This is a genomic window from Streptomyces sp. NPDC127119, assembly GCF_042677425.1.
Classification (GTDB): domain Bacteria; phylum Actinomycetota; class Actinomycetes; order Streptomycetales; family Streptomycetaceae; genus Streptomyces.
Genome location: NZ_JBHXTO010000165.1, coordinates 1 through 20,151 on the forward strand (window position 1 = coordinate 1; position 20,151 = coordinate 20,151).

Annotated in this window: 15 protein-coding genes; 6 read left to right on the top strand and 9 right to left on the bottom strand. The window is 70.6% G+C overall.

What is annotated here, in order from left to right:
- Window positions 1-125: 125 nt before the first annotated feature.
- Entirely contained in the window at window positions 126-1,871 is a 1,746-nt protein-coding gene (gene lysS, locus ACFVH5_RS38750) for a lysine--tRNA ligase (RefSeq protein WP_385838396.1), read from the bottom strand.
- A 294-nt stretch (window positions 1,872-2,165) separates the two neighbouring features.
- Between lysS and argS the strand changes: the two genes are divergently transcribed.
- The 3 genes from argS to ACFVH5_RS38765 all read left to right on the top strand — a co-directional run bounded on the left by argS (window position 2,166) and on the right by ACFVH5_RS38765 (window position 6,072).
- A complete protein-coding gene (argS, locus tag ACFVH5_RS38755; RefSeq protein WP_385838398.1) occupies window positions 2,166-3,947 on the top strand; it encodes an arginine--tRNA ligase in 1,782 nt (593 codons plus the stop codon).
- Window positions 3,948-4,270: 323 nt separating this feature from the next.
- Window positions 4,271-5,197: a phosphotransferase family protein gene (locus ACFVH5_RS38760; protein ID WP_385838399.1), complete on the top strand. Its 927-nt coding sequence runs from the start codon at window positions 4,271-4,273 to the stop codon at window positions 5,195-5,197.
- A 77-nt stretch (window positions 5,198-5,274) separates the two neighbouring features.
- Complete coding sequence (locus ACFVH5_RS38765; protein ID WP_385838401.1) at window positions 5,275-6,072, top strand: DUF4253 domain-containing protein; 798 nt, start codon at window positions 5,275-5,277, stop codon at window positions 6,070-6,072.
- 24 nt (window positions 6,073-6,096) lie between these two features.
- Here the strand turns inward: ACFVH5_RS38765 and ACFVH5_RS38770 are convergent, their stop codons facing one another.
- The 8 genes from ACFVH5_RS38770 to ACFVH5_RS38805 form a co-directional block, all read right to left on the bottom strand.
- A complete protein-coding gene (locus ACFVH5_RS38770; RefSeq protein WP_385838402.1) occupies window positions 6,097-6,999 on the bottom strand; it encodes an SAM-dependent methyltransferase in 903 nt (300 codons plus the stop codon).
- Between the two features lie 71 nt (window positions 7,000-7,070).
- Entirely contained in the window at window positions 7,071-8,438 is a 1,368-nt protein-coding gene (locus tag ACFVH5_RS38775) for a helix-turn-helix domain-containing protein (RefSeq protein ID WP_385838403.1), read from the bottom strand.
- A gap of 364 nt (window positions 8,439-8,802) precedes the next feature.
- The gene (gene hemB / locus ACFVH5_RS38780) at window positions 8,803-9,795 is read right to left on the bottom strand and encodes a porphobilinogen synthase (protein WP_385838404.1); all 993 of its coding nucleotides are present in this window, start codon (window positions 9,793-9,795) and stop codon (window positions 8,803-8,805) included.
- Between the two features lie 238 nt (window positions 9,796-10,033).
- Window positions 10,034-11,722: a uroporphyrinogen-III synthase gene (locus tag ACFVH5_RS38785; RefSeq protein ID WP_210881862.1), complete on the bottom strand. Its 1,689-nt coding sequence runs from the start codon at window positions 11,720-11,722 to the stop codon at window positions 10,034-10,036.
- The gene (gene hemC, locus ACFVH5_RS38790) at window positions 11,719-12,678 is read right to left on the bottom strand and encodes a hydroxymethylbilane synthase (RefSeq protein ID WP_385838406.1); all 960 of its coding nucleotides are present in this window, start codon (window positions 12,676-12,678) and stop codon (window positions 11,719-11,721) included. Before hemC ends, ACFVH5_RS38785 begins: the two co-directional genes overlap by 4 nt.
- Complete coding sequence (locus ACFVH5_RS38795) at window positions 12,675-14,579, bottom strand: glutamyl-tRNA reductase (RefSeq protein WP_385838407.1); 1,905 nt, start codon at window positions 14,577-14,579, stop codon at window positions 12,675-12,677. Before ACFVH5_RS38795 ends, hemC begins: the two co-directional genes overlap by 4 nt.
- A complete protein-coding gene (locus tag ACFVH5_RS38800) occupies window positions 14,576-15,343 on the bottom strand; it encodes a redox-sensing transcriptional repressor Rex (protein WP_210881859.1) in 768 nt (255 codons plus the stop codon). Before ACFVH5_RS38800 ends, ACFVH5_RS38795 begins: the two co-directional genes overlap by 4 nt.
- Window positions 15,344-15,674: 331 nt before the next feature.
- Window positions 15,675-15,941 carry a glutaredoxin family protein gene (locus ACFVH5_RS38805; RefSeq protein ID WP_385838408.1) on the bottom strand — a complete coding sequence of 89 codons (267 nt, stop codon included), beginning with the start codon at window positions 15,939-15,941 and terminating at the stop codon, window positions 15,675-15,677.
- A gap of 523 nt (window positions 15,942-16,464) precedes the next feature.
- On the opposite strand from ACFVH5_RS38805, the gene ACFVH5_RS38810 reads away from it, so the two are divergent.
- The 3 genes from ACFVH5_RS38810 (at window position 16,465) to ACFVH5_RS38820 (ending at window position 20,024) form a co-directional block, all read left to right on the top strand.
- The gene (locus tag ACFVH5_RS38810) at window positions 16,465-17,397 is read left to right on the top strand and encodes an HAD family hydrolase (protein ID WP_384806224.1); all 933 of its coding nucleotides are present in this window, start codon (window positions 16,465-16,467) and stop codon (window positions 17,395-17,397) included.
- A gap of 298 nt (window positions 17,398-17,695) precedes the next feature.
- Window positions 17,696-18,472: an ECF subfamily RNA polymerase sigma factor, BldN family gene (locus tag ACFVH5_RS38815; RefSeq protein WP_107020822.1), complete on the top strand. Its 777-nt coding sequence runs from the start codon at window positions 17,696-17,698 to the stop codon at window positions 18,470-18,472.
- Window positions 18,473-18,788: 316 nt separating this feature from the next.
- Window positions 18,789-20,024, top strand: a complete 1,236-nt coding sequence (locus tag ACFVH5_RS38820) for a DUF5667 domain-containing protein (protein ID WP_385838409.1) — start codon at window positions 18,789-18,791, stop codon at window positions 20,022-20,024.
- The last annotated feature ends 127 nt before the right edge of the window (window positions 20,025-20,151 follow it).

A 20,151-nucleotide genomic window follows, 5' to 3' on the forward strand; every position in this document is an offset into this window, starting at 1 on the left:
ATACACCACCCCCCACCCGGCTTAACCCCTGGAGCACAAAATCGCCTAGGGCAAGCGCGCGTACGGGGATGGGGGCGCCCGGTTTACACGGGGCGCCCCCTTCCGCGTACGGACAAGAACGACTGCTACGCGCCGAGCAGCTTCCTCACCCGCTCCTGGCCCACCGCGAGCAGCAGGGTGGGCAGGCGCGGGCCGGTGTCGCGGCCCACCAGCAGGTGGTAGAGCAGCGCGAAGAACGTGCGCTGGGCGACCTTGATCTCCGCCGGGAGTTCCTTGGGCGTGGCGTCGGCGGAGAAGCCGGCCTGGACCTTCGGAACGCCGTAGACGAGGTGGGTGAGCCCGTCCAGCGACCAGTGCGTGTCGAGACCGTCGAGCAGCAGCCGCAGTGAGGCGCGGCCCTGGTCGTCGAGGGACGCGAGGAGTTCGGCGTCCGCGTCCTTGCGCACGACGGTCCGCTGGTCGGCGGGGACCTGGGTGTTGATCCACGCCTCCGCCTTGTCGAGCCGCGGCCGGACCTCGTCGAGCGAGGTGATCGGGTCCGCGGGGTCGAGCTCGCCGAGGATGCGCAGGGTCTGGTCCTCGGCGCCGGCGGTGATGTCGGCGACGGAGGCGAGCGTGCGGTAGGCCATCGGACGGGGCGTCCTCGCGAGCTCCCCGGCCGCGGTGCCGACGGCGCGCGCGTAGGCGGCGACGTCCCCCGGCAGGGCGGACCCGTCGTCGACCTTGCCGCCCAGCTTGTCCCACTCGTCGTAGAGCCGCTGGATCTCCTGGTCGAAGGCGATCTTGAACGACTGGTTGGGCCGGCGGCGGGCGTAGAGCCAGCGCAGCAGCTGCGGCTCCATGATCTTCAGCGCGTCGCCCGGCGTGGGCACGCCGCCCTTGCTGGACGACATCTTCGCCATCCCGGAGATCCCCACGAAGGCGTACATGGGCCCGATGGGCTGCTTGCCGCCGAAGATGCTGCCGACGATCTGCCCGCCGACCTGGAAGCTGGACCCGGGGGACGAGTGGTCGACACCGCTCGGCTCGAAGACGACGCCCTCGTAGGCCCAGCGCATCGGCCAGTCGACCTTCCAGACGAGCTTGCCGCGATTGAACTCGCTGAGCCGGACGGTCTCCGAGTAGGCGCATTCGCTGCAGCTGTACGTCAGCTCGGTGGTGTCGTCGTCGTACGCCGTGACGGTGGTGAGGTCCTTGCCGCAACCGCCGCAGTACGGCTTGTACGGGAAGTACCCGGCGGACCCGGTGCCGTCGTCCTCGGCGGCGGCGCCGGACCCCTCCGCGGCCTCCAGCTCGGCCTCGTCGAGAGGCTTCTGCGACTGCTGCTTCTTCGGGGGCGCCTTCTTGGTCCGGTACTGGTCGAGGATCGCGTCGATGTCACCCCGGTGCTTCATCGCGTGCAGGACCTGCTCGCGGTAGACGCCCGACGTGTACTGCGCGGTCTGGCTGATCCCGTCGAACTCGACGCCCATCTCGGCGAGCGCCCCGACCATGGCGGCCTTGAAGTGCTCGGCCCAGTTCGGGTACGCGGAGCCCTCCGGGGCGGGGACCGCGGTCAGGGGCCTGCCGATGTGCTCGGCCCAGGACGCGTCGACGCCCGGGACGCCGTTCGGCACCTTGCGGTACCGGTCGTAGTCGTCCCACGAGATCAGATGCCTGACCTCGTGCCCGCGCCGCCTGATCTCGTCGGCGACGAGGTGCGGGGTCATGACCTCGCGCAGGTTGCCCAGGTGGATGGGGCCGGACGGAGACAGTCCGGACGCGACGACTACGGGTTTGCCCGGGGCTCGGCGCTCCGACTCCTCGATGACCTCATCCGCGAAACGGGAGACCCAGTCGGTGGTCTCGGTGCTCTGAGCCACGATCGGCACGTCCTTCTTTCCTACGGTCCACAGTGCTGACCGGCTCATTGTCCCAGCTAGGCCCTCAACCACGAAAACGCCTTTTCCCCGCCACGTACTCGGGGGCTCCGCCCCCGAACCCCCGGTCCTCGCCACCAGCCCGTCCGGCGTTTGAGGACGAGCGCGCAGCGCGATCAGGGGGGCGAGGGGGCGCAGCCCCCATGCAGTGACGGGAAGGGCAGGGGCGGCGGGGGCGAAAAACCCCTTTGCCCCCCGTGGGATACTGGCCTGATCCATGCCCACGAGGAGAACGGCACCCACCCCATGCCCCCGGTCACGTCCCTCACCGCCCACGTCCACCAGCGCCTCGCAACCGCCCTCACGGCAACCCTGCCGGAGACCGCGGACGCGGACCCGCTGCTGCGACGCAGCGACAGGGCGGACTTCCAGGCCAACGGAATCCTCGCCCTGGCGAAGAAGGCGAAGGCCAACCCCAGGGACCTCGCGACCCAGGTCGTCGGCCAGGTCGTCACAGGTGACCTGATCGAGGACATCGAGGTCTCGGGCCCCGGCTTCCTGAACATCACCCTCACGGACCGCGCGATCACGGAGACCCTCGCGGCCCGCGCCGCGGACCCGGCGGACCGTCTCGGCGTGCCGCTCGCCGCGCACCCGGGCACGACGGTCATCGACTACGCCCAGCCGAACGTGGCGAAGGAGATGCACGTAGGCCACCTCCGCTCCGCGGTGATCGGCGACGCGGTCGTGCGCATCCTGGAGTTCATCGGCGAGAGCGTCGTCAGGCGGCATCACATCGGCGACTGGGGCACCCAGTTCGGCATGCTCATCCAGTATCTGGACGAGCATCCGCACGAGCTGGACCGCAAGGCCGCCGGGGACGCCGCCGAGACGGGCGAGGAGGCGATGTCGAACCTGAACCGCCTCTACAAGGCGGCGCGTACGCACTTCGACTCCGACGAGGAGTTCAAGACGCGGGCCCGCCGCAGGGTGGTCGACCTGCAGGCGGGCGACCCGCACACCCTCGCTGTCTGGCAGCGGTTCGTGGACGAGTCGAAGGTCTACTTCTTCTCGGTCTTCGAGAAGCTGGACATGGAGATCCGGGACGCGGACATCGTCGGCGAGTCGGGCTACAACGACATGCTGGACGAGACGTGCCGCCTCCTGGAGGAGTCGGGCGTGGCGGTCCGCTCCGAGGGCGCCCTGTGCGTGTTCTTCGACGACGTGAAGGGCCCGGACGGCAACCCGGTCCCGCTGATCGTGAAGAAGTCGGACGGCGGCTACGGCTACGCGGCGACCGACCTCTCCGCGATCAGGAACCGCGTCTTCGACCTGAAGGCGGACACGCTCCTGTACGTGGTCGACGCGCGCCAGTCCCTGCACTTCAAGATGGTCTTCGAGACGGCCCGCAGGGCGGGCTGGCTGAACGGGGACACCAAGGCGCAGCAGCTGGCCTTCGGCACGGTCCTCGGCAAGGACGGCAAGCCGTTCAAGACGCGTGAGGGCGAGACGGTCCGGCTGGTGGACCTGCTCGACGAGGCGATCGACCGTGCCACGACGGTGGTCCGCGAGAAGGCCGCGAAGATGGGCCTCTCCGAGGAGGAGATCGTCGAGAACGGCCGGTTCGTCGGGGTCGGCGCCGTGAAGTACGCGGACCTGTCCACGTCGGCCGTCCGGGACTACAAGTTCGACCTGGACCAGATGGTGTCGCTGAACGGCGACACGAGCGTGTACCTCCAGTACGCGTACGCCCGTATCCAGTCGATCCTCCGCAAGGCCGGGGACGCGCGTCCGGTGGCCCACCCGGAGCTGGCGCTGGCTCCGGCGGAGCGTGCGCTGGGGCTGCATCTGGACCAGTTCGGCGAGCTGCTCCTGGACGTGGCCGCGGGGTACGAGCCGCACAAGCTGGCCGCGTACCTGTACCAGCTGGCGTCGCATCTGACGACGTTCTACGACCAGTGCCAGGTGCTGAGCGACGCGAACCCGCCGGAGGTCGTCGAGAACAGGCTGTTCCTCGTCGATCTGACGGCCCGCACGCTCCACCGGGGCATGGCGCTGCTCGGCATCAGGACGCCCGAACGCCTCTGACGCCGTTCACCCATTCGGGTGAGCGGCCGGGGAGGGCGCACCCACGCGTGCCGCTCTCCCCGCCGCGGCCTCTCCCTCGGCCTTCCTCGGACCTTCCTCGGACCTTCCTCGGACCGGCCTCTGACCTGCTCAGGCCCTGCCTGTCCGTGCAAGCAAGGGCCAAAGGTTGAGCTGTCCGGGCGCACCCCGGAGTATGCGATGCTGCGGGCCGCCGACCCCGACTCCGGGGTACGTGAGCCTCGTCGAACCGCACGCTGGGAGCGCAATGAGCACTGCACTGCCCTTCTCCATCCCTCCGGCCGGCCGGAGGGTGTGCGCCAGTCATGCTGCCACTCGTTGAGACCGGCGAGGAGCTGGACGCGGTCGTCCGCGACGAGGCCCTGCTGCGGCCGGCCGTGGCGGACCTGTGCGAGCGCCTCGGGCTGGTCCCCAAGCAGATGGTCCGCTACATCGAGGGCTCGCTCCCGGTGTACTCCATCGGCGCCGCGCACGTACTGAAGCTGTTCCCCGCCTTCGAGAAGCTCGACGCCCGGCGCGAGGAGCGGATGCTCAGCCATGTGTACGGCAAACTGCCGGTCCCGACACCGCAGTTGCACTCGGCCGGCGCGTACAAGAACGGCTGGTCCTTCGTCCTGATGTCCCGGCTGCCCGGCCAGGGCCTCGCGGAGGCGTGGCCGCGGATCCCCGCGGCGGACCAGGACCGTATCGTCTCGGAGGCCGGTGAGACGCTCGCGGCGCTGCACGCGCTGAGCCCCGGGCCGCTCTCGGGTCTCGTCGGCCCGTCCGACTGGGGCCTGTTCGTCGAGGCGCAGCGCGCGAACGCGGTGGAGCAGCAGCGCGGGACCGGACTGCCGGAGGTCTGGCTCGAACAGATCCCGTGGTTCCTGAACTCGGTCCCGCTGCCCGCCCCTTCACGACGGGTGCTGCTGCACACCGAGTTCATGCGCGAGCACCTGACGGTGGACCCGGACGGCTGGCGGCTGACCGGTCTCTTCGACTTCGAGCCGGTGCTGGCCGGCCACCCCGCCTACGACTTCGTGAGCGTCGGCCTGTTCCTCTCGTGCGGACAGCCCCGGCTCCTGAAGCGGTTCTACGAGGCCTACGGGCGCCCGCCGTTCGACCCGAACACGGTCATGGCGTACACGCTGCTGCACGTCTACAGCCACCTGGCCTCGTATCTGCGCATGCTGCCGAAACCGCCGGAGCCGACGCTGGACTCGCTCGCGCGGACCTGGTTCGGCACCGACTGACGCGCCCGGGGCCATGGCGACCGGGACGGCTGCGCCCCCTGGGGCCGTTGTCAGTGGCGGGCTCTAAAGTCACGGGCATGGCGACTCTTCCGAACCAGCTGCCGACGCTCGCGGCCGACCCGGCCGGCCGCTCGCTCGGTCTCGACCTCCCGCCCGGTGCCCTGCTCGACACGACGGTCGAGGGCTCCTGGGACGAACCGCTGCTGTGGCGCGCCGACGCCCCGGCGGCGCCGGGCGACTGGCTGCGGCTGGCGTCCGCGCGCCGCACGGCGGGCCTGTGCCCGGTCCTGGTCGGCGGCCGACCGGACAGCGAACCGCACCCGGACAAGTGGGAGCTGGACCCGGACCTCGCGTCCTATCCGGGCGACCACGACGCCGAGGAGGTCCTCGCGGATCTCTGGGAGGAGTGCGCGGCCGAGGCGCAGGACGCCGACTGGCCGGGCCTCGCCCCGGCGGGCGTACCGGACGTCGATCCGGACGTCTGGGCGGCCGAGGTGGCGGACGCGCTCGTCGGCGGCGCGAGCCGGCTGGCGGAGCCGCGCCTCGCGCTCGTCCCGGCCCGCCGCAGCGCGGACGTCCCGGCCGCCGTCGGCTGGTGCGGTCCGGTCAACCACACCGACGACGTGGCGGAGCTGTGCGCGGTCCTGCGTTCCTGGGAGGACCGCTTCGGCGTCCGGGTCGTGGCCCTCACCTTCGACCAGCTGATCGTCTCCGTCGCGGCCCCGCCCAGGACCCTGGCCGAGGCGGAGGCGATAGCCGCCGAGCACTACGCGTTCTGCCCGGACAACATCACGCAGAGCGGCCACGCCTCGCTGCGGGCGTACGCCGAGCGCGAGGTGCTCGGCGCACGCTCCTGGACCTTCTGGTGGGACTGACCGGCAGTCCCCGCCGGCGCCCGCTCAGGGCTTGCGGCCGGTGACCGCGTACACGTTGATGTCCGCGTCCGTCACATCGTTGATGTCGCGGTAGCGGACCTTCTCGATGTCGTCGAGGCCGTCGAGGTAGGCCTGCTCGGGCTGCTCGGGCAGGGGCGCCGCGTTGTCGGGCCGCCAGTGATGGGCGGGTACGACACCGGGCTCGTCGACTTCCAGCCCGTTGTCGGTGAGAAACCGCTCGACCTCCGCCTTCGTCCGCAGCACGAAGGTAAAACCGCGCTCGGTGTACGTCCGCTGGACCGCGCGGACGTTCTCCGCGTTGAGGTCCTCGGTGAGATGGCTGAGGACGAGCCGGCTGCCCGGGGGCAGCGCGTCGATCAGTTCGCGGACGATCGGGTAGGCCCGCTCGTCCTCGACGAAGTGCAGGATCGCCACGAGCGCCAGCGCGATCGGCTGCTCGAAGTCCAGGGTCTTGGCGGCGGCTTCGAGGATCTGGGCCGGGTTCTCCAGATCGGCGTCGATGTAGTCGGTACGCCCCTCGGGCCCGCTGGTGAGCAGGGCACGCGCGTGCGCGAGGACGACCGGGTCGTTGTCGACGTACACGACACGGGAGTCGGGGGCGATGCGCTGGGCGATCTGGTGCACGTTCTCCTGGGTCGGCAGCCCGGTGCCGATGTCCAGGTACTGCCGGATGCCCTCCTCGCCCGTCAGCGTGTTCACGGCCCGGCGCAGGAAGTCGCGGTTGTGCCGGACGTCGAGATAGCCGCGCGGATTGGCGGCGAGCGCGGCGGCCGCCGCGGCCCGGTCCACCGGGTAGTTGTCCTTGCCCCCGAGGAAGACGTCGTAGACACGGGCCGGGTGGGCCTTGGTGGTGTCGATCCTCCTCCTCAGCTCGGCGGGGTCCTGGCTGAGAGCATCACCGGGCATAGGGCCTCTCCCTGGGGAGTCGCGTCAGTCAACGGGCAACAACCTAGCTCCCGCGGTGACTTGATGGTGCCTCAGCCCGGCACATCGGGTTCGTACGCGTTGCGCCCCCAGGCGGAGGCACCGAGCGGATAGTCGTAGGCGGGCCGCCCCACGTTCCCGCTCGTCCGAAAGGGACTGCCGTCGTCGTCGACGCGTACGGTCCCCTTCTTCCCCCCGCTCGACCACTCCAGTTCCAGGTACCAGCTCACGTTGTACGTCCGCGCGTCCGCGAAGACGTAGAACACCTCGGGGTCGGACTCGCTCACCTTGTACGGGAAGTCGCGCTGCCCGGCCCGGGGCGAGGCGTCGGGCCGCCCGGCGTCGAGGTTCACCCCGAACGACGTGGTCTCCACACCGCCCCCGCACCCGACGCCCATCGCGAAGTCGTTCCAGGCGAGCGGCGCGCTCTTGTCCACCACCCGCACATGCAGATCGTCCAGGACGACGGTGGCCTTCCCGGCGCCCTGCACGGTCAGCGCGAGCATCTGCTGCCCGGCGGCGACCCCGCCGAGCGCGTTGACCCACCCGCGCGCGTCGGGCTCGCTCGGCGGCGGGGGCACCTTCTCGGGCTCACGGTCGAAGAGGTAGTGCTGACTGCACGGACTGTCCCACTTGTACGGATCGACGGCGACGATGGGCGCAACGGCACCCTCCGCACCCCCGGCACCCCCCGCCGCCCCGCCACTCCGCGAGACGGAGGGACCGACGGACGCGGAGGGACTTTCCGAGCGAGAGGCGGACGGGGAGGCGGAAGGCGAGGCGGACTTGTCCTTCGCATCACCGGACGCAGAGACGTCCGGCCGGTCGTCGGCGGACGCGGCGGCCCCGACGGCCCGCTCACGCCCCCCACCCTCGTCGCCCGCCACGAACCGCACGACGAGCGCCACGGACACGACAGCGGCGACCACGGCGGCTCCGGCAAGCAGGAAGGTCCGCCGCCGCGAACCCGAAGGGGCGGCCTGCGAAGAGACGAGAAGATCGCCGGAACCGACAGCACCCGCCGAGCCCTCCGCCACCCCCTCGGAAGCGACGGTAGTCGCGGCCCCCACGCCGCCTGCGGCACCCTTCTCCTCGTCCGGGACCTCACTCCCCGCCCCCGCAGTCGGCGTCGCAGTCGCAGTCGGCGTGGGCGTGGGCGTCGGCATCGCAGTCGACTTCTGCTTCCGCCGCGCATCAGCGAGAACCCACCGCCGATGCAGCTCGACCAGTTCCTCGGGGTTGGCCCGGCACACCCGCGCGAACCGCTCCACGGGCGCGTAGTCCGTGGGCACGGCATCCCCGTTGACGTACCGGTGGAGGGTGGACGCACTCGTGTGGAGCCGCTTCGCCAACACGCCGTAACTGAGCCCGGACCGCTCCTTCAGCTGCCCCAACAGCTCCGTGAACTCGTCCCCCGCCACCGTCCGCACCTCTCTCCACGTCCCGGATCCGCATTCCAGGCGCGGGTCATTTCCCCACGTCAGAGCTGCTGCGGCCGTTCCGGCGTCCCAAAGTTCTCGCGGATGCCACGGCCGGGACGGATCGGCGCACAAGCTTGGGCCATCCAAGCACGCCACCCTCGGCCCCCGGCCGAGCGGCCCGTGCCATCACCCGTACCGCACCTCGGAGTTCACCCGATGTCCGCATGGACCGTCCGCACACGCCTGCTGGCCGCCGCGCTCGCGGTCACCGCCCTGTCCCTGACCGCGTGCGACAACGGAGAGGGCATACGAGACGAGGGCTCAGCGGCCGACACCACATCCGTGACGCCGCCACCACACCCCATCAGCGCAACTTCTGCGCCACCTCGGTAGCCCAGTACGTGAGGATGTTCCGGGCCCCGGCCCGCCGGATCCCGGTCAGGGTCTCCAAGATCGCCGCATCCCGATCGATCCACCCTTTTTCGGCGGCGGCCTCGATCATCGAGTACTCCCCGGAGATCTGGTAGGCGACGACGGGCACATCCACCGCGTCCGCGACACGCGCGAGGATGTCCAGATAGGGCCCGGCGGGCTTCACCATCACCATGTCGGCGCCCTCTTCAAGATCGAGCGCCAGTTCCTTCAGCGACTCCCGCGCATTGGCGGGGTCCTGCTGATAGGTCTTCCGGTCCCCCTTCAACGAGGACCCGACGGCCTCACGGAAAGGCCCGAAGAAGGCGGACGAGTACTTGACGGTATAGGCGAGCACCGCCACGTCCTCGCGCCCGATCTGATCGAGAGCGTCACGAACGACCCCGACCTGACCGTCCATCATTCCGCTGGGCCCCACGACATGCGCCCCGGCATCGGCCTGCACCTGGGCCATCTCGGCATACCGCTCCAGGGTGGCGTCGTTGTCAACACGCCCTTCTGAATCCAGCACCCCGCAATGCCCGTGATCGGTGGTCTCGTCGAGACAGAGATCGGACATCACCAACAACTCGTCCCCGACCTCACTGCGCACGTCCCGCAGGGCGACCTGCAGAATCCCGTCGGGATCGGTCCCGGCCGTCCCGAGGGCATCCTTCTTCGACTCCTCCGGCACACCGAACAGCATGATCCCGGAGATCCCCGCGGTCACCGCCTCGGCGGCAGCCTTCTTCAGACTGTCCCGGGTGTGCTGCACGACGCCGGGCATCGCGGCGATGGGCACGGGCTCGGAGACACCTTCACGCACGAAGGCGGGAAGGATGAAATCAGCGGGATGCAGCCGGGTCTCGGCAACCATGCGCCGCATCACAGGACTGGTCCGCAGCCGCCGCGGCCGGCTGCCGGGAAAGGATCCGTACGTCGTCATGAGACCACGCTACGCCCGCCCGCCCACCGCCTTTGCCGACGCCCAGTCGGAGCCCGCCGGCCGCCGTACAACGGGAGCGGGCCGTGCCGGTACGTCGAAGTCCGTCGCATAGGGCTCCTGCAAAAAACCCCACACTTCCAGGCGTACGGCAGTACACCCGGAAGGCGACGGACTCGACGTACCGGCACGGCCCCGACCCACAACGAACGGACCACGCGGCGGTAAGCCCACGAACGAACTACGTGGTGGTACGCCGACGCCGAGACCCGGGCCGCCGCTCACTGGGCCGGGTGACAGGATCCCCGGCCTCAAGAGCGGAAGCCCGCCGCCGAAGCCCGAACTCCGCCAACGCCTCGGCCAGCCGATGCACGGACGGCTCGGGCGACATGACATCGACACGCAGCCCATGCTCTTCAGCGGTTTTCGCCGTAGCGGGACCGATACACGCGATGACGGTCACGTTGTGAGGCTTCCCGGCAATACCCACCAGGTTCCGCACAGTGCTGGACGACGTGAAGAGAACGGCATCGAACCCACCCCCCTTGATCGCCTCACGGGTATCGGCCGGCGGCGGCGAAGCACGCACGGTCCGATAAGCCGTGACGTCATCAACCTCCCACCCGAGCTCGATCAACCCGGCAACCAACGTCTCGGTCGCGATATCGGCCCGAGGCAGAAACACCCGATCGATCGGATCAAAAACGGGATCGTAAGGCGGCCAGTCCTCCAGCAACCCGGCAGCGGACTGCTCCCCACTGGGCACCAGATCAGGCTTGACCCCAAAAGCGATCAACGCCTTCGCGGTCTGCTCACCCACAGCGGCGACCTTGATCCCGGCGAAGGCACGCGCGTCGAGCCCGTACTCCTCGAACTTCTCCCGCACGGCCTTGACCGCGTTCACCGACGTGAAGGCGATCCACTCGTACCGCCCGGTGACGAGCCCCTTGACCGCCCGCTCCATCTGCTGAGGCGTCCGCGGCGGCTCCACGGCGATCGTGGGCACCTCGTGCGGCACGGCCCCGTACGACCGCAGCTGGTCGGAGAGCGACGCCGCCTGCTCCTTCGTCCGCGGCACGAGCACCTTCCAGCCGAACAGCGGCTTGGACTCGAACCACGAGAGCTGCTCACGCTGAGCGGCGGAGGAACGCTCACCGACCACGGCTATCACCGGCCGGCCGCCCTCGGGCGAGGGCAGCACCTTGGCCTGCTTCAGCGTCTGCGCGATGGTGCCGAGCGTGGCGCACCAGGTCCGCTGCCGCGTGGTCGTACCGGCGACGGTGACGGTCATCGGGGTGTCGGGCTTACGGCCCGCAGCCACAAGCTCCCCCGCGGCGGCAGCCACAGAATCGAGCGCGGCGGAGACGACGACGGTCCCGTCGGACGCCCCGACCTCGGCCCAGCACCGCGCGGACGCGGTACGGGCGTCGACGAACCGCACGTCCGCACCCTCGGCGTCCCGCAACGGCACACCCGCGTACGCGGGCACACCCACAGCGGCGGCGACACCGGGAACGACCTCGAAGGGCACACCCGCGGCGGCGCAGGCGAGCATCTCGCCGGCCGCGTACGCGTCGAGCCCGGGGTCGCCCGAGACCGCACGGACGACCCGCCTGCCGCCCCTCGCGGCCTCCATGACAATATTGGCCGCGTCCTTCGACGCGGGGACGCCAGAGGTGGCTGACGTGCCGTCAACTACCTTCAGCTGAGGCGTGTCCGGGCTCGCGCCCGTATCGGTGTCGAGCACGGTGACGTTTCGTCTGGCGTGCGTGCGGACGACGTCGAGCACTTCGGGTTCGGCGACCAGGACATCAGCGTTCCCCAGCGCCTCGACGGCGCGCAGAGTCAGCAGTCCCGGATCACCGGGTCCGGCACCGAGGAAGGTGACGTGCCCGTGTTCGAGGCCGATGGGAAGGGTGGTGGGGCTCAATGTACTCGCTCCCCCATCAGACCGGCCGCGCCCTTGGCAAGCATCTCGGCAGCGAGTTCACGGCCGAGCGCCATTGCTTGGTCATGTGTCTCGGGCACGGGACCGGTGGTGGACAACTGCACCAGCGTCGAGCCGTCGGTCGTGCCGACGACGCCGCGCAGGCGCAATTCCTTGACAGTCTGCCCGTCGGCCAGCAGGTCGGCGAAGGCACCCACAGGTGCGCTGCAACCGGCCTCCAGGGCGGCGAGCAGGGATCGCTCGGCGGTCACGGCGGCCCGGGTGTACGGGTCGTCGAGCTCGGCGAGCGCGGCGACGAGGTCCGCGTTGTCCGCGGCGCACTCGATCGCGAGGGCCCCCTGGCCGGGGGCGGGCAAAATGATGTCGACCGGCAGGAAGTCGGTCACTTCGGCGGTCCGTCCGACGCGGTGCAGCCCGGCGGCGGCGAGCACGACACCGTCCAGCTCGCCGTCCCGCACGAACCCGATCCGCGTGTCGATGTTCCCGCGGATCGGAACGGTCTCGATCGTCAGCCCGAGGTCACGCGCGTACGCGTTCAGCTGGGCCATCCGACGCGGCGAACCGGTACCGATCCGCGCCCCGTCCGGGAGTTCGGCGAACGTCAGACCGTCGCGTGCGATGAGCACGTCACGGACGTCCGCGCGGACGGGTACGGCGGCCAGCGCGAGCTCGTCGGGCTGCCCGGTCGGCAGGTCCTTGAGGGAGTGCACGGCGAAGTCGACCTCCCCGCGCAGCAGCGCGTCGCGCAGGGCGGTCACGAAGACGCCCGTGCCGCCGATCTGCGCGAGGTGCTCACGGGACGTGTCCCCGTAGGTCGTGATCTCCACGAGCTCGACGGGCCGTCCGGTCACCTGGCTCACGGCGTCCGCCACCTGCCCGGACTGGGCCATGGCGAGTCTGCTCCGCCTGGTCCCGAGCCTCAGTGCCTGCTCAGTCATGCTCGCCCTCGGTTTTCGGCGCTCTCGAAATTATTGCTGTCGAAGTTCGTGCCGACAACGCGCCCGCTGTCGGCAAACCCACCGTCGCCACGACGACCGTCGCCCGCACCACTCGCGGTGTCGGTGCCGGCGTCCCGCTCCTCGGCCCGCGAGACGGCGGCGACCGTCTCCTGGTCCAGGTCGAACAGGGTCCGCAGTGCGTCCGCGTACCCGGCACCACCGGGCTCGGCGGCCAGCTGCTTGACCCGTACGGTCGGGGCGTGGAGCAGTTTGTCCACGACGCGTCGCACGGTCTGGGTGATCTCGCTGCGCTGCTTGTCGTCGAGGCCGGGGAGCCGTCCGTCGAGCCGGGCGATCTCGCCCGCGACGACGTCCGCGGCCATCGTGCGCAGCGCCACGACGGTCGGTGTGATGTGTGCGGCCCGCAGCGCGGCGCCGAAGGCGGCGACCTCGTCGGAGACGATCCGTCGCACCTGGTCCACGTCGGCGGCCATGGGCGCGTCGGCGGACGCCTCGGCGAGGGACTCGATGTCCACCAGCCGCACCCCGGGCAGCCGGTGCGCGGCCGCGTCGATGTCACGGGGCATGGCGAGGTCGAGCAGCGAGAGCACGGGGGTGGGCCGGGGCAGCTCGGCGACGGGCTCGGGCCGGCGCCGCTCGGGCACCCGTCCGAGGACGGCCGCGGCGGCGGCGAGGGCGGTGATGGCCTCGGCCTCGGCGGCCGGGTCGAGCAGCGCCACGGAGCCGGTCTGGCCCTCGGTGGCCGCCGCCGACGCGCCCTTGTCGACCCAGGCGGCGTGCTGTTCCAGTTCGGCCGCGCCCATCCCGGCCACGGCGGCCTCGCCGAGCACGGAGAACCCGGCGGTGCCCTGCACGGTCTGCACGCTCTGTGCGCCCTGCGCGGCGGCGGGGTCGAGGGGACAGTTCTCCTCGGTGCCGACGCTGGTGGGCGGCAGTTCACCCCGTACGACGGAGGCGCCGCTCGCGCCGCGCGCACCGGAACCCGGGGCCGGAGCGGGGGCGGGCACCCGCACCGCACGCCCCTCCATCGCGGTCGCGACGACCTCGGCGGTGAGGACGAGGCCGGTCGCACCGGTGCACGACACGACGACATCGGCACGTGTCAGTTCATCGGCGACGGCGTCGATCGGCACGGCACGGGCCAGCACGTCCGTGCCGCCCTCCGGCGCCGAACCCCGCGCGTACTGCTCCACGAGCAGGGTGGCGAGCCGCTCGGCCCGGTCGAACGTCCGGTTGGCGACGACCACTTCGGCCACACCGGCGCGTGCCAGGGTGGCGGCGGCCAGCGAGGACATCGAGCCGGCGCCGATCACGAGGACCCGCTTGTCCCGGGCCCAGGCGTCGACCGTCGCGTCCTCGGCGAACTGCTCCAGGCCGAAGGTCACCAGGGACTGCCCGGCCCGGTCGATGCCGGTCTCGGAGTGAGCGCGCTTGCCGACCCGCAGCGCCTGCTGGAAGAGGTCGTTCAGCAGCCGGCCGGCCGAGTGCAGCTCCTGCGCGGTGGCGAGCGCGTCCTTGATCTGGCCGAGGATCTGTCCCTCGCCGACCACCATCGAGTCGAGCCCGCACGCCACCGAGAAGAAGTGGTGGACGGCCCGGTCCTCGTAATGCACGTACAGGTAGGGCGTGAGTTCTTCCAGTCCGACCCCGCTGTGCTGCGCGAGCAGCGTGGAGAGCTCGGCGACACCGGCGTGGAACTTGTCCACGTCGGCGTACAGCTCGATCCGGTTGCAGGTGGCGAGCACCGCGGCCTCGGTGGCCGGTTCGGCGGCGACCGTGTCCTGGAGCAGCTTGATCTGGGCGTCCGCCGACAGCGCGGCGCGCTCCAGGACGCTGACCGGAGCGCTGCGGTGACTCAGCCCGACGACGAGGAGACTCATGCCGGCATCACGGCGGGGACGTCCCCGTCGGGTCCTTTGCCGGCCTCCTTGGCCGCCGCGGCCTCGGCGGCGAGCACGGCGTCGGCCTGCGCCTCGGCCTCCTCGCCGGCCTTGCGCTGCTCGTGGAAGGCGAGGATCTGCAGCTCGATGGAGAGGTCAACCTTGCGTACGTCGACACCGTCCGGCACGGACAGCACGGTCGGCGCGAAGTTCAGGATGGAGGTCACACCGGCGGCGACGAGCCGCTCGCAGACCTGCTGTGCGGCCCCGGCGGGGGTCGCGATGACACCGATCGACACACCGTTGTCGTCGATGATCTTTTCCAGCTCGTCGGTGTGCTGCACGGGGATCCCGGCGACGGGCTTCCCGGCCATCGCGGGATCGGCGTCGATCAGCGCCGCGACCCGGAACCCGCGTGAGGCGAACCCGCCGTAGTTGGCCAGGGCGGCGCCGAGATTTCCTATCCCGACGATCACTACCGGCCAGTCCTGGGTCAGGCCCAGTTCGCGGGAGATCTGATAGACGAGGTATTCGACGTCGTAGCCGACACCGCGCGTCCCGTACGACCCGAGGTACGAGAAATCCTTGCGCAGCTTGGCGGAGTTGACCCCCGCCGCGGCCGCGAGTTCCTCGGAGGAGACCGTGGGCACCGAGCGCTCCGACAGAGCGGTGAGGGCCCGGAGATACAGGGGAAGCCTGGCGACGGTGGCCTCGGGAATCCCTCGGCTGCGGGTCGCCGTTCGGTGAGTTCGGCCAGTTGCCACGGTGCTCCTGCGGGTAGCGCGGGGCTTCAGGCGGTCACACGTACCTAGACCGCCCCGTCGAATGCAGGCTATGTCTTTGTGAACGCGTGCACAAAGATGGTGTCCGATTTGCCCGGCCAACGTGACCGGGGTCACGCACCCCCGGCGCACCCGTACGGAACCGGCGCACGCGCACCTTCGTTCCTCACATCTTGGGGGCAAAACCGCACACTCTCCTCTACGATCCCCGCCCCCGAGTCCGAATCGCCCTCGATCCTAAGTGACATTCCGGCCCCGCCGGACTGCTCAGTCAGGCCACGGTCCGATTACTCCTGCGCCCCACCGGCCTCCCCTACGCCGTGAGCGCCCGCCGCAGCCGGCCCTCGTCGACCCGCCAGAACGTGTGCTGCGCCCCGTCCACCAGCACCACCGGGATCTGCTCCCAGTACTCCCGGTGCAGTTCGGCGTCCTCGGTGATGTCCTTCTTCTCCCAGCGCACCCCCAGCTCACCGCAGACCTTCTCCACAACACCCTGTGCGTCTTCACACAAATGGCAGTCGGGCTTCCCGATCAAGGTAACGACCCGCTCCACCCGCTCACGCCGAAAAATAGACCTCATCCCCCTATCCTCCCGCGCGGAAGGCCGTACGTCGGATGCGGGTGAGTGGGGGCTGATCGCACAGTTCCCCGCGCCCCCAAAACAGACACCCGACGGCCAGGCTCGTTCCAGGGACGCGGGGAACGGCGCAACCTTCCGCCTTCAGGGGCGCGGGGAACAGCGCAGCCTTTCGCCTTCAGGGCGCGGAGAACGGCGCCGTCTTTCATCTTCAGGGGCGCGGGGAACTGCGCAGTCTTTCGTCTTCAGGGGCGCGGGGAACTGCGCAGTCTTTTAGGGGCGCGGGGAACGGCGCACGTCCACACCGGTCGGGCGCACACCTTCAAGCCCACGCCGACCGCAACCCCCAAGGGGCGCGGGGAACGGCGCGACAAGCCCCCACAGACCCGCACCCGACGCACACCCCCGGCGAAGCCACAGGAGCGGCCCCCAAGGCCGAGCCCCGCAACAACAACGCCGCGAAGAGTTCACCGCATTCAAACCTCCCGACTCCAGCCGCACCGAACAAACTGGCTATGCTCACGCCATGGCCGCTCTCGGATGGCTCACCCCCCGTAGGCGCTCCGCGACAGCGCGAAGCGTGCTGGCAGGCGAGGCCTCGGCTGAGGCAGCGCGCAAGACCTCCCAGGAGTTGGAAGACCTCGCAGCCGCGCCCGGAACCGCCGAACCGGACTTCCCGGTCCACGGCGACGACCAGGCCGCCGCGTTCTTCGACCTGGACAACACCGTCATGCAGGGCGCCGCGATCTTCCACTTCGGCCGCGGCCTGTACAAGCGCAAGTTCTTCGAGTCCCGCGACCTGTACCGGTTCGCCTGGCAGCAGGCCTGGTTCCGGCTGGCCGGCGTCGAGGACCCCGAGCACATGCAGGACGCCCGCGACTCCGCCCTGTCCATCGTCAAGGGCCACCGCGTCGCCGAACTGATGTCGATCGGCGAGGAGATCTACGACGAGTACATGGCCGAGCGCATCTGGCCCGGCACCCGCGCACTGGCCCAGGCGCACCTGGACGCGGGCCAGAAGGTGTGGCTCGTCACGGCGGCCCCCGTGGAGATCGCCACGGTGATCGCCCGCCGCCTCGGCCTGACCGGCGCCCTCGGCACGGTCGCGGAATCGGTGGACGGCGTATACACCGGCAAGCTCGTCGGCGAACCCCTGCACGGCCCCGCGAAGGCGGAGGCGGTCCGCGCCCTGGCCACGGCGGAGGGCCTGGACCTCGGCCGCTGCGCCGCGTACAGCGACTCCCACAACGACATCCCGATGCTGTCGCTGGTCGGGCACCCCTACGCGATCAACCCGGACGCCAAGCTGCGCAAGCACGCCCGCACGCTCGACTGGCGGCTGCGCGACTACCGCACGGGCCGCAAGGCGGCGAAGGTCGGCATCCCCGCGGCCGCGGGAGTCGGCGCGGTCGCCGGCGGCACCGCCGCGGCCATCGCCCTGCACCGCCGCCGCCGCTAGGGCCCGTCCGGCACGTCCCTCCGGGGGCACGCCTGTCACGTTGACGGCACCCGGCCACAACACGCCCTGGACTCAGACGGAACGCGAACCGAATCGATCAACAACCGGTCACTATCCGGCACTTGATCAGGCGCCATTCGGTTACAGAAGCGACGTAATCGATGATTTGAGCAACTGGGTGTAGCACTGCCTGTACGAAGCGTTATTCTCCTCAGACGCATAACGGACCCCACTCTTCGCCACGAAGGGTGAACGGTCCGGTACTGCACGTGATGGAAGCTCTGCCTCTGGGAGTCCCGTGTACCCACACGTCGGGGTTGACGCCTCGGGCCTGGCTACGCTGCGCGCAACGGTCCTCGACCGCTTGCGCGGCTTCGTCCCCACCGCGTACGCCGTCCCCGCCCTCGCTGTCTCCGTCGCGCCCGTCGGCCCGTGCTACGCACTGGCCGAGGGAAGCGCGGCGGTCGGCAGACGAGGACGTTCGAGCGCGCCAGCCACCCCCGCACGCCGCCCGGCCGCAGACAGTGACAGCGCCCGGATGATGGATCTCGTGGAGCGCGCACAGGCCGGTGAGGCCGAGGCCTTCGGCCGGCTCTACGACCAGTACAGCGACACTGTGTATCGCTACATCTACTACCGCGTCGGCGGAAAGGCGACCGCGGAAGACCTGACGAGCGAGACGTTCCTGCGCGCACTGCGCCGCATCGGGACATTCACCTGGCAGGGCCGTGACTTCGGCGCCTGGCTGGTCACCATCGCCCGCAACCTCGTCGCGGACCACTTCAAGTCGAGCCGTTTCCGGCTCGAAGTGACCACCGGCGAGATGCTCGACGCCAACGAGGTCGAGCGCTCACCCGAGGACTCCGTCCTGGAGTCCCTCTCGAACGCGGCACTGCTGGACGCCGTTCGCCGCCTCAACCCCCAGCAGCAGGAGTGCGTGACCCTGCGGTTCCTCCAGGGCCTTTCGGTCGCCGAGACCGCCCGTGTCATGGGCAAGAACGAGGGCGCGATCAAGACCCTCCAGTACCGGGCGGTGCGCACGCTGGCACGGCTCCTCCCGGAAGACGCCCGCTGAGACCCCGTACCCCCGCAGGCTCGACGCCACGCGGCCGGCCCGCCGGACCGGCACCGGTACGACCCGGGTACGACCCCGTATGAATCCATACGCTCAGCGACATCCAACTCACCCTCCGTGAAAGTCTGTTGACTTCGCGGTCCGATCATCCGTCGTCCGTAACCCAAGTGCCGAGCCGCTCGTTGTGCGGGATACAGGCTCCCTGTGGTCACACCCTGGCCGTCTTCGATCATTCGATCGAGTTGTCGTGGTCAGGGGGTGCAACCCTCAGGACCCCCTGGGGAGCCGACCGTCATGACGAGAGGAGGTGCCGCCAGTGATCGCGAACGTATCGGCGCACCGGCGGACGAACGCCTTCGCCCAGGCCCTGGAGGAGCACTCCGACAGGGATACGGCGGCCGAGCAGTCCGAAGGACCTGCTCCGGCTGTCGCGGACCGGTCCGAGCAGAGCCGGATGCTGTCCCTGGCGACCGGCCTCGGCGAGCTGCCCAAACCCCAGATGGACCCCGAGGTCAAGGTCGTCCAGAGGGCCCAGCTGGTGGCAGCCATGGAGGCCATGCTGCTGGAGGGCACGGCCGCGGGAGGCGCGGCGGCGGGCTCTTCGGTCCCCGAGCAGCGGTCCCATCGGGGCAAGGGCACGCACAGGGCGACCGGGCTGGGGAAACTGCGGCCCCGTTCCCGGCTGTCGAAGGGGCTCGCCGCGGGCGGACTCACCGTGGGTGTGGCCGCCGGAGCCTTCAGCGGGGTCGCCGCTGCCAGCTCCGACGCCCTGCCCGGTGACTCGCTCTACGGACTCAAGCGTGGAATGGAGGACCTCAAGCTCGGCATGGCCGACGGCAGCAGCGACCGCGGCGAGCTCTATCTCGACCAGGCCTCCACCCGGCTGAGCGAGGCGCGCCGCCTGATGGAGCGCGGCCGCTCGGGCCCTCTGGACCACGAGTCACTGGGCGAGATCAGGCGCGCGCTGTTCGGTATGCAGCACGACGCCGGCGAGGGCCACCGTCTGCTGCACGAGGCCTACGAGCGGGACCCGGACTCCCTGGGCCCCATTCAGGCGCTCTCCGCCTTCTCGCAGTCGCACCGCGACGCCTGGGGCGCCCTGCGCGACCGGCTGCCCGTCCAGCTCGGCGATGTCAGCCGCCAGGTCAGCTCGGTCTTCGACGCCATAGACGAAGAGGTCGAGCCGCTGCGCGCGCTGCTTCCGCAGCCGCCCGCGCCGGAGGGCACCGGCCGCCACCGCGGCCCGAGTTCCGACCGCCCCGGCTCCTCGGGTTCGGACCGCTCGGTCCCGCCCAGCGCCACGGGCAGCGACTCGTCCGACGGCACCGGTTCCGGGACGGGCAGCGGCAAGCCCAAGCCGTCCACGTCCGACACGCAGGACGACGGTCTGCTCGGTGGCAACACCGGCGGTCTCCTCGACCCGCCCGAGGACGACACCAGCGCCTCCCCGTCAGGCAAGGACACTCCCGCCCCCGAGCCGGATGTGACCCTGCCGCCCCTCCTCCCGGGCCTGCTCCCGGGCCTGGGCATCGACAGCGAGGACGCGGACTGACTCCCGCCGGTACGGAGGTGGGGGGGGGGCCCGCGGACCACGGGGGCCCCCCCCGCCCCCCCCCCCCCCCCCCCCCCGCCCGCCCCCCCGGGGACCAAAAACAACAACCCCCCCGGGACGACCAAAG

Bases quoted from the DNA above. Each gene is read 5' to 3' on its own strand.
- argS (WP_385838398.1), top strand. From the start codon at position 2,166: ATGCCCCCGGTCACGTCCCTCACCGCCCACGTCCACCAGCGCCTCGCA.
- ACFVH5_RS38760 (WP_385838399.1), top strand. From the start codon at position 4,271: ATGCTGCCACTCGTTGAGACCGGCGAGGAGCTGGACGCGGTCGTCCGC.
- ACFVH5_RS38765 (WP_385838401.1), top strand. From the start codon at position 5,275: ATGGCGACTCTTCCGAACCAGCTGCCGACGCTCGCGGCCGACCCGGCC.
- ACFVH5_RS38770 (WP_385838402.1), bottom strand. From the start codon at position 6,999: ATGCCCGGTGATGCTCTCAGCCAGGACCCCGCCGAGCTGAGGAGGAGG.
- hemB (WP_385838404.1), bottom strand. From the start codon at position 9,795: ATGACGACGTACGGATCCTTTCCCGGCAGCCGGCCGCGGCGGCTGCGG.
- hemC (WP_385838406.1), bottom strand. From the start codon at position 12,678: ATGACTGAGCAGGCACTGAGGCTCGGGACCAGGCGGAGCAGACTCGCC.
- ACFVH5_RS38795 (WP_385838407.1), bottom strand. From the start codon at position 14,579: ATGAGTCTCCTCGTCGTCGGGCTGAGTCACCGCAGCGCTCCGGTCAGC.
- ACFVH5_RS38805 (WP_385838408.1), bottom strand. From the start codon at position 15,941: ATGAGGTCTATTTTTCGGCGTGAGCGGGTGGAGCGGGTCGTTACCTTG.
- ACFVH5_RS38810 (WP_384806224.1), top strand. From the start codon at position 16,465: ATGGCCGCTCTCGGATGGCTCACCCCCCGTAGGCGCTCCGCGACAGCG.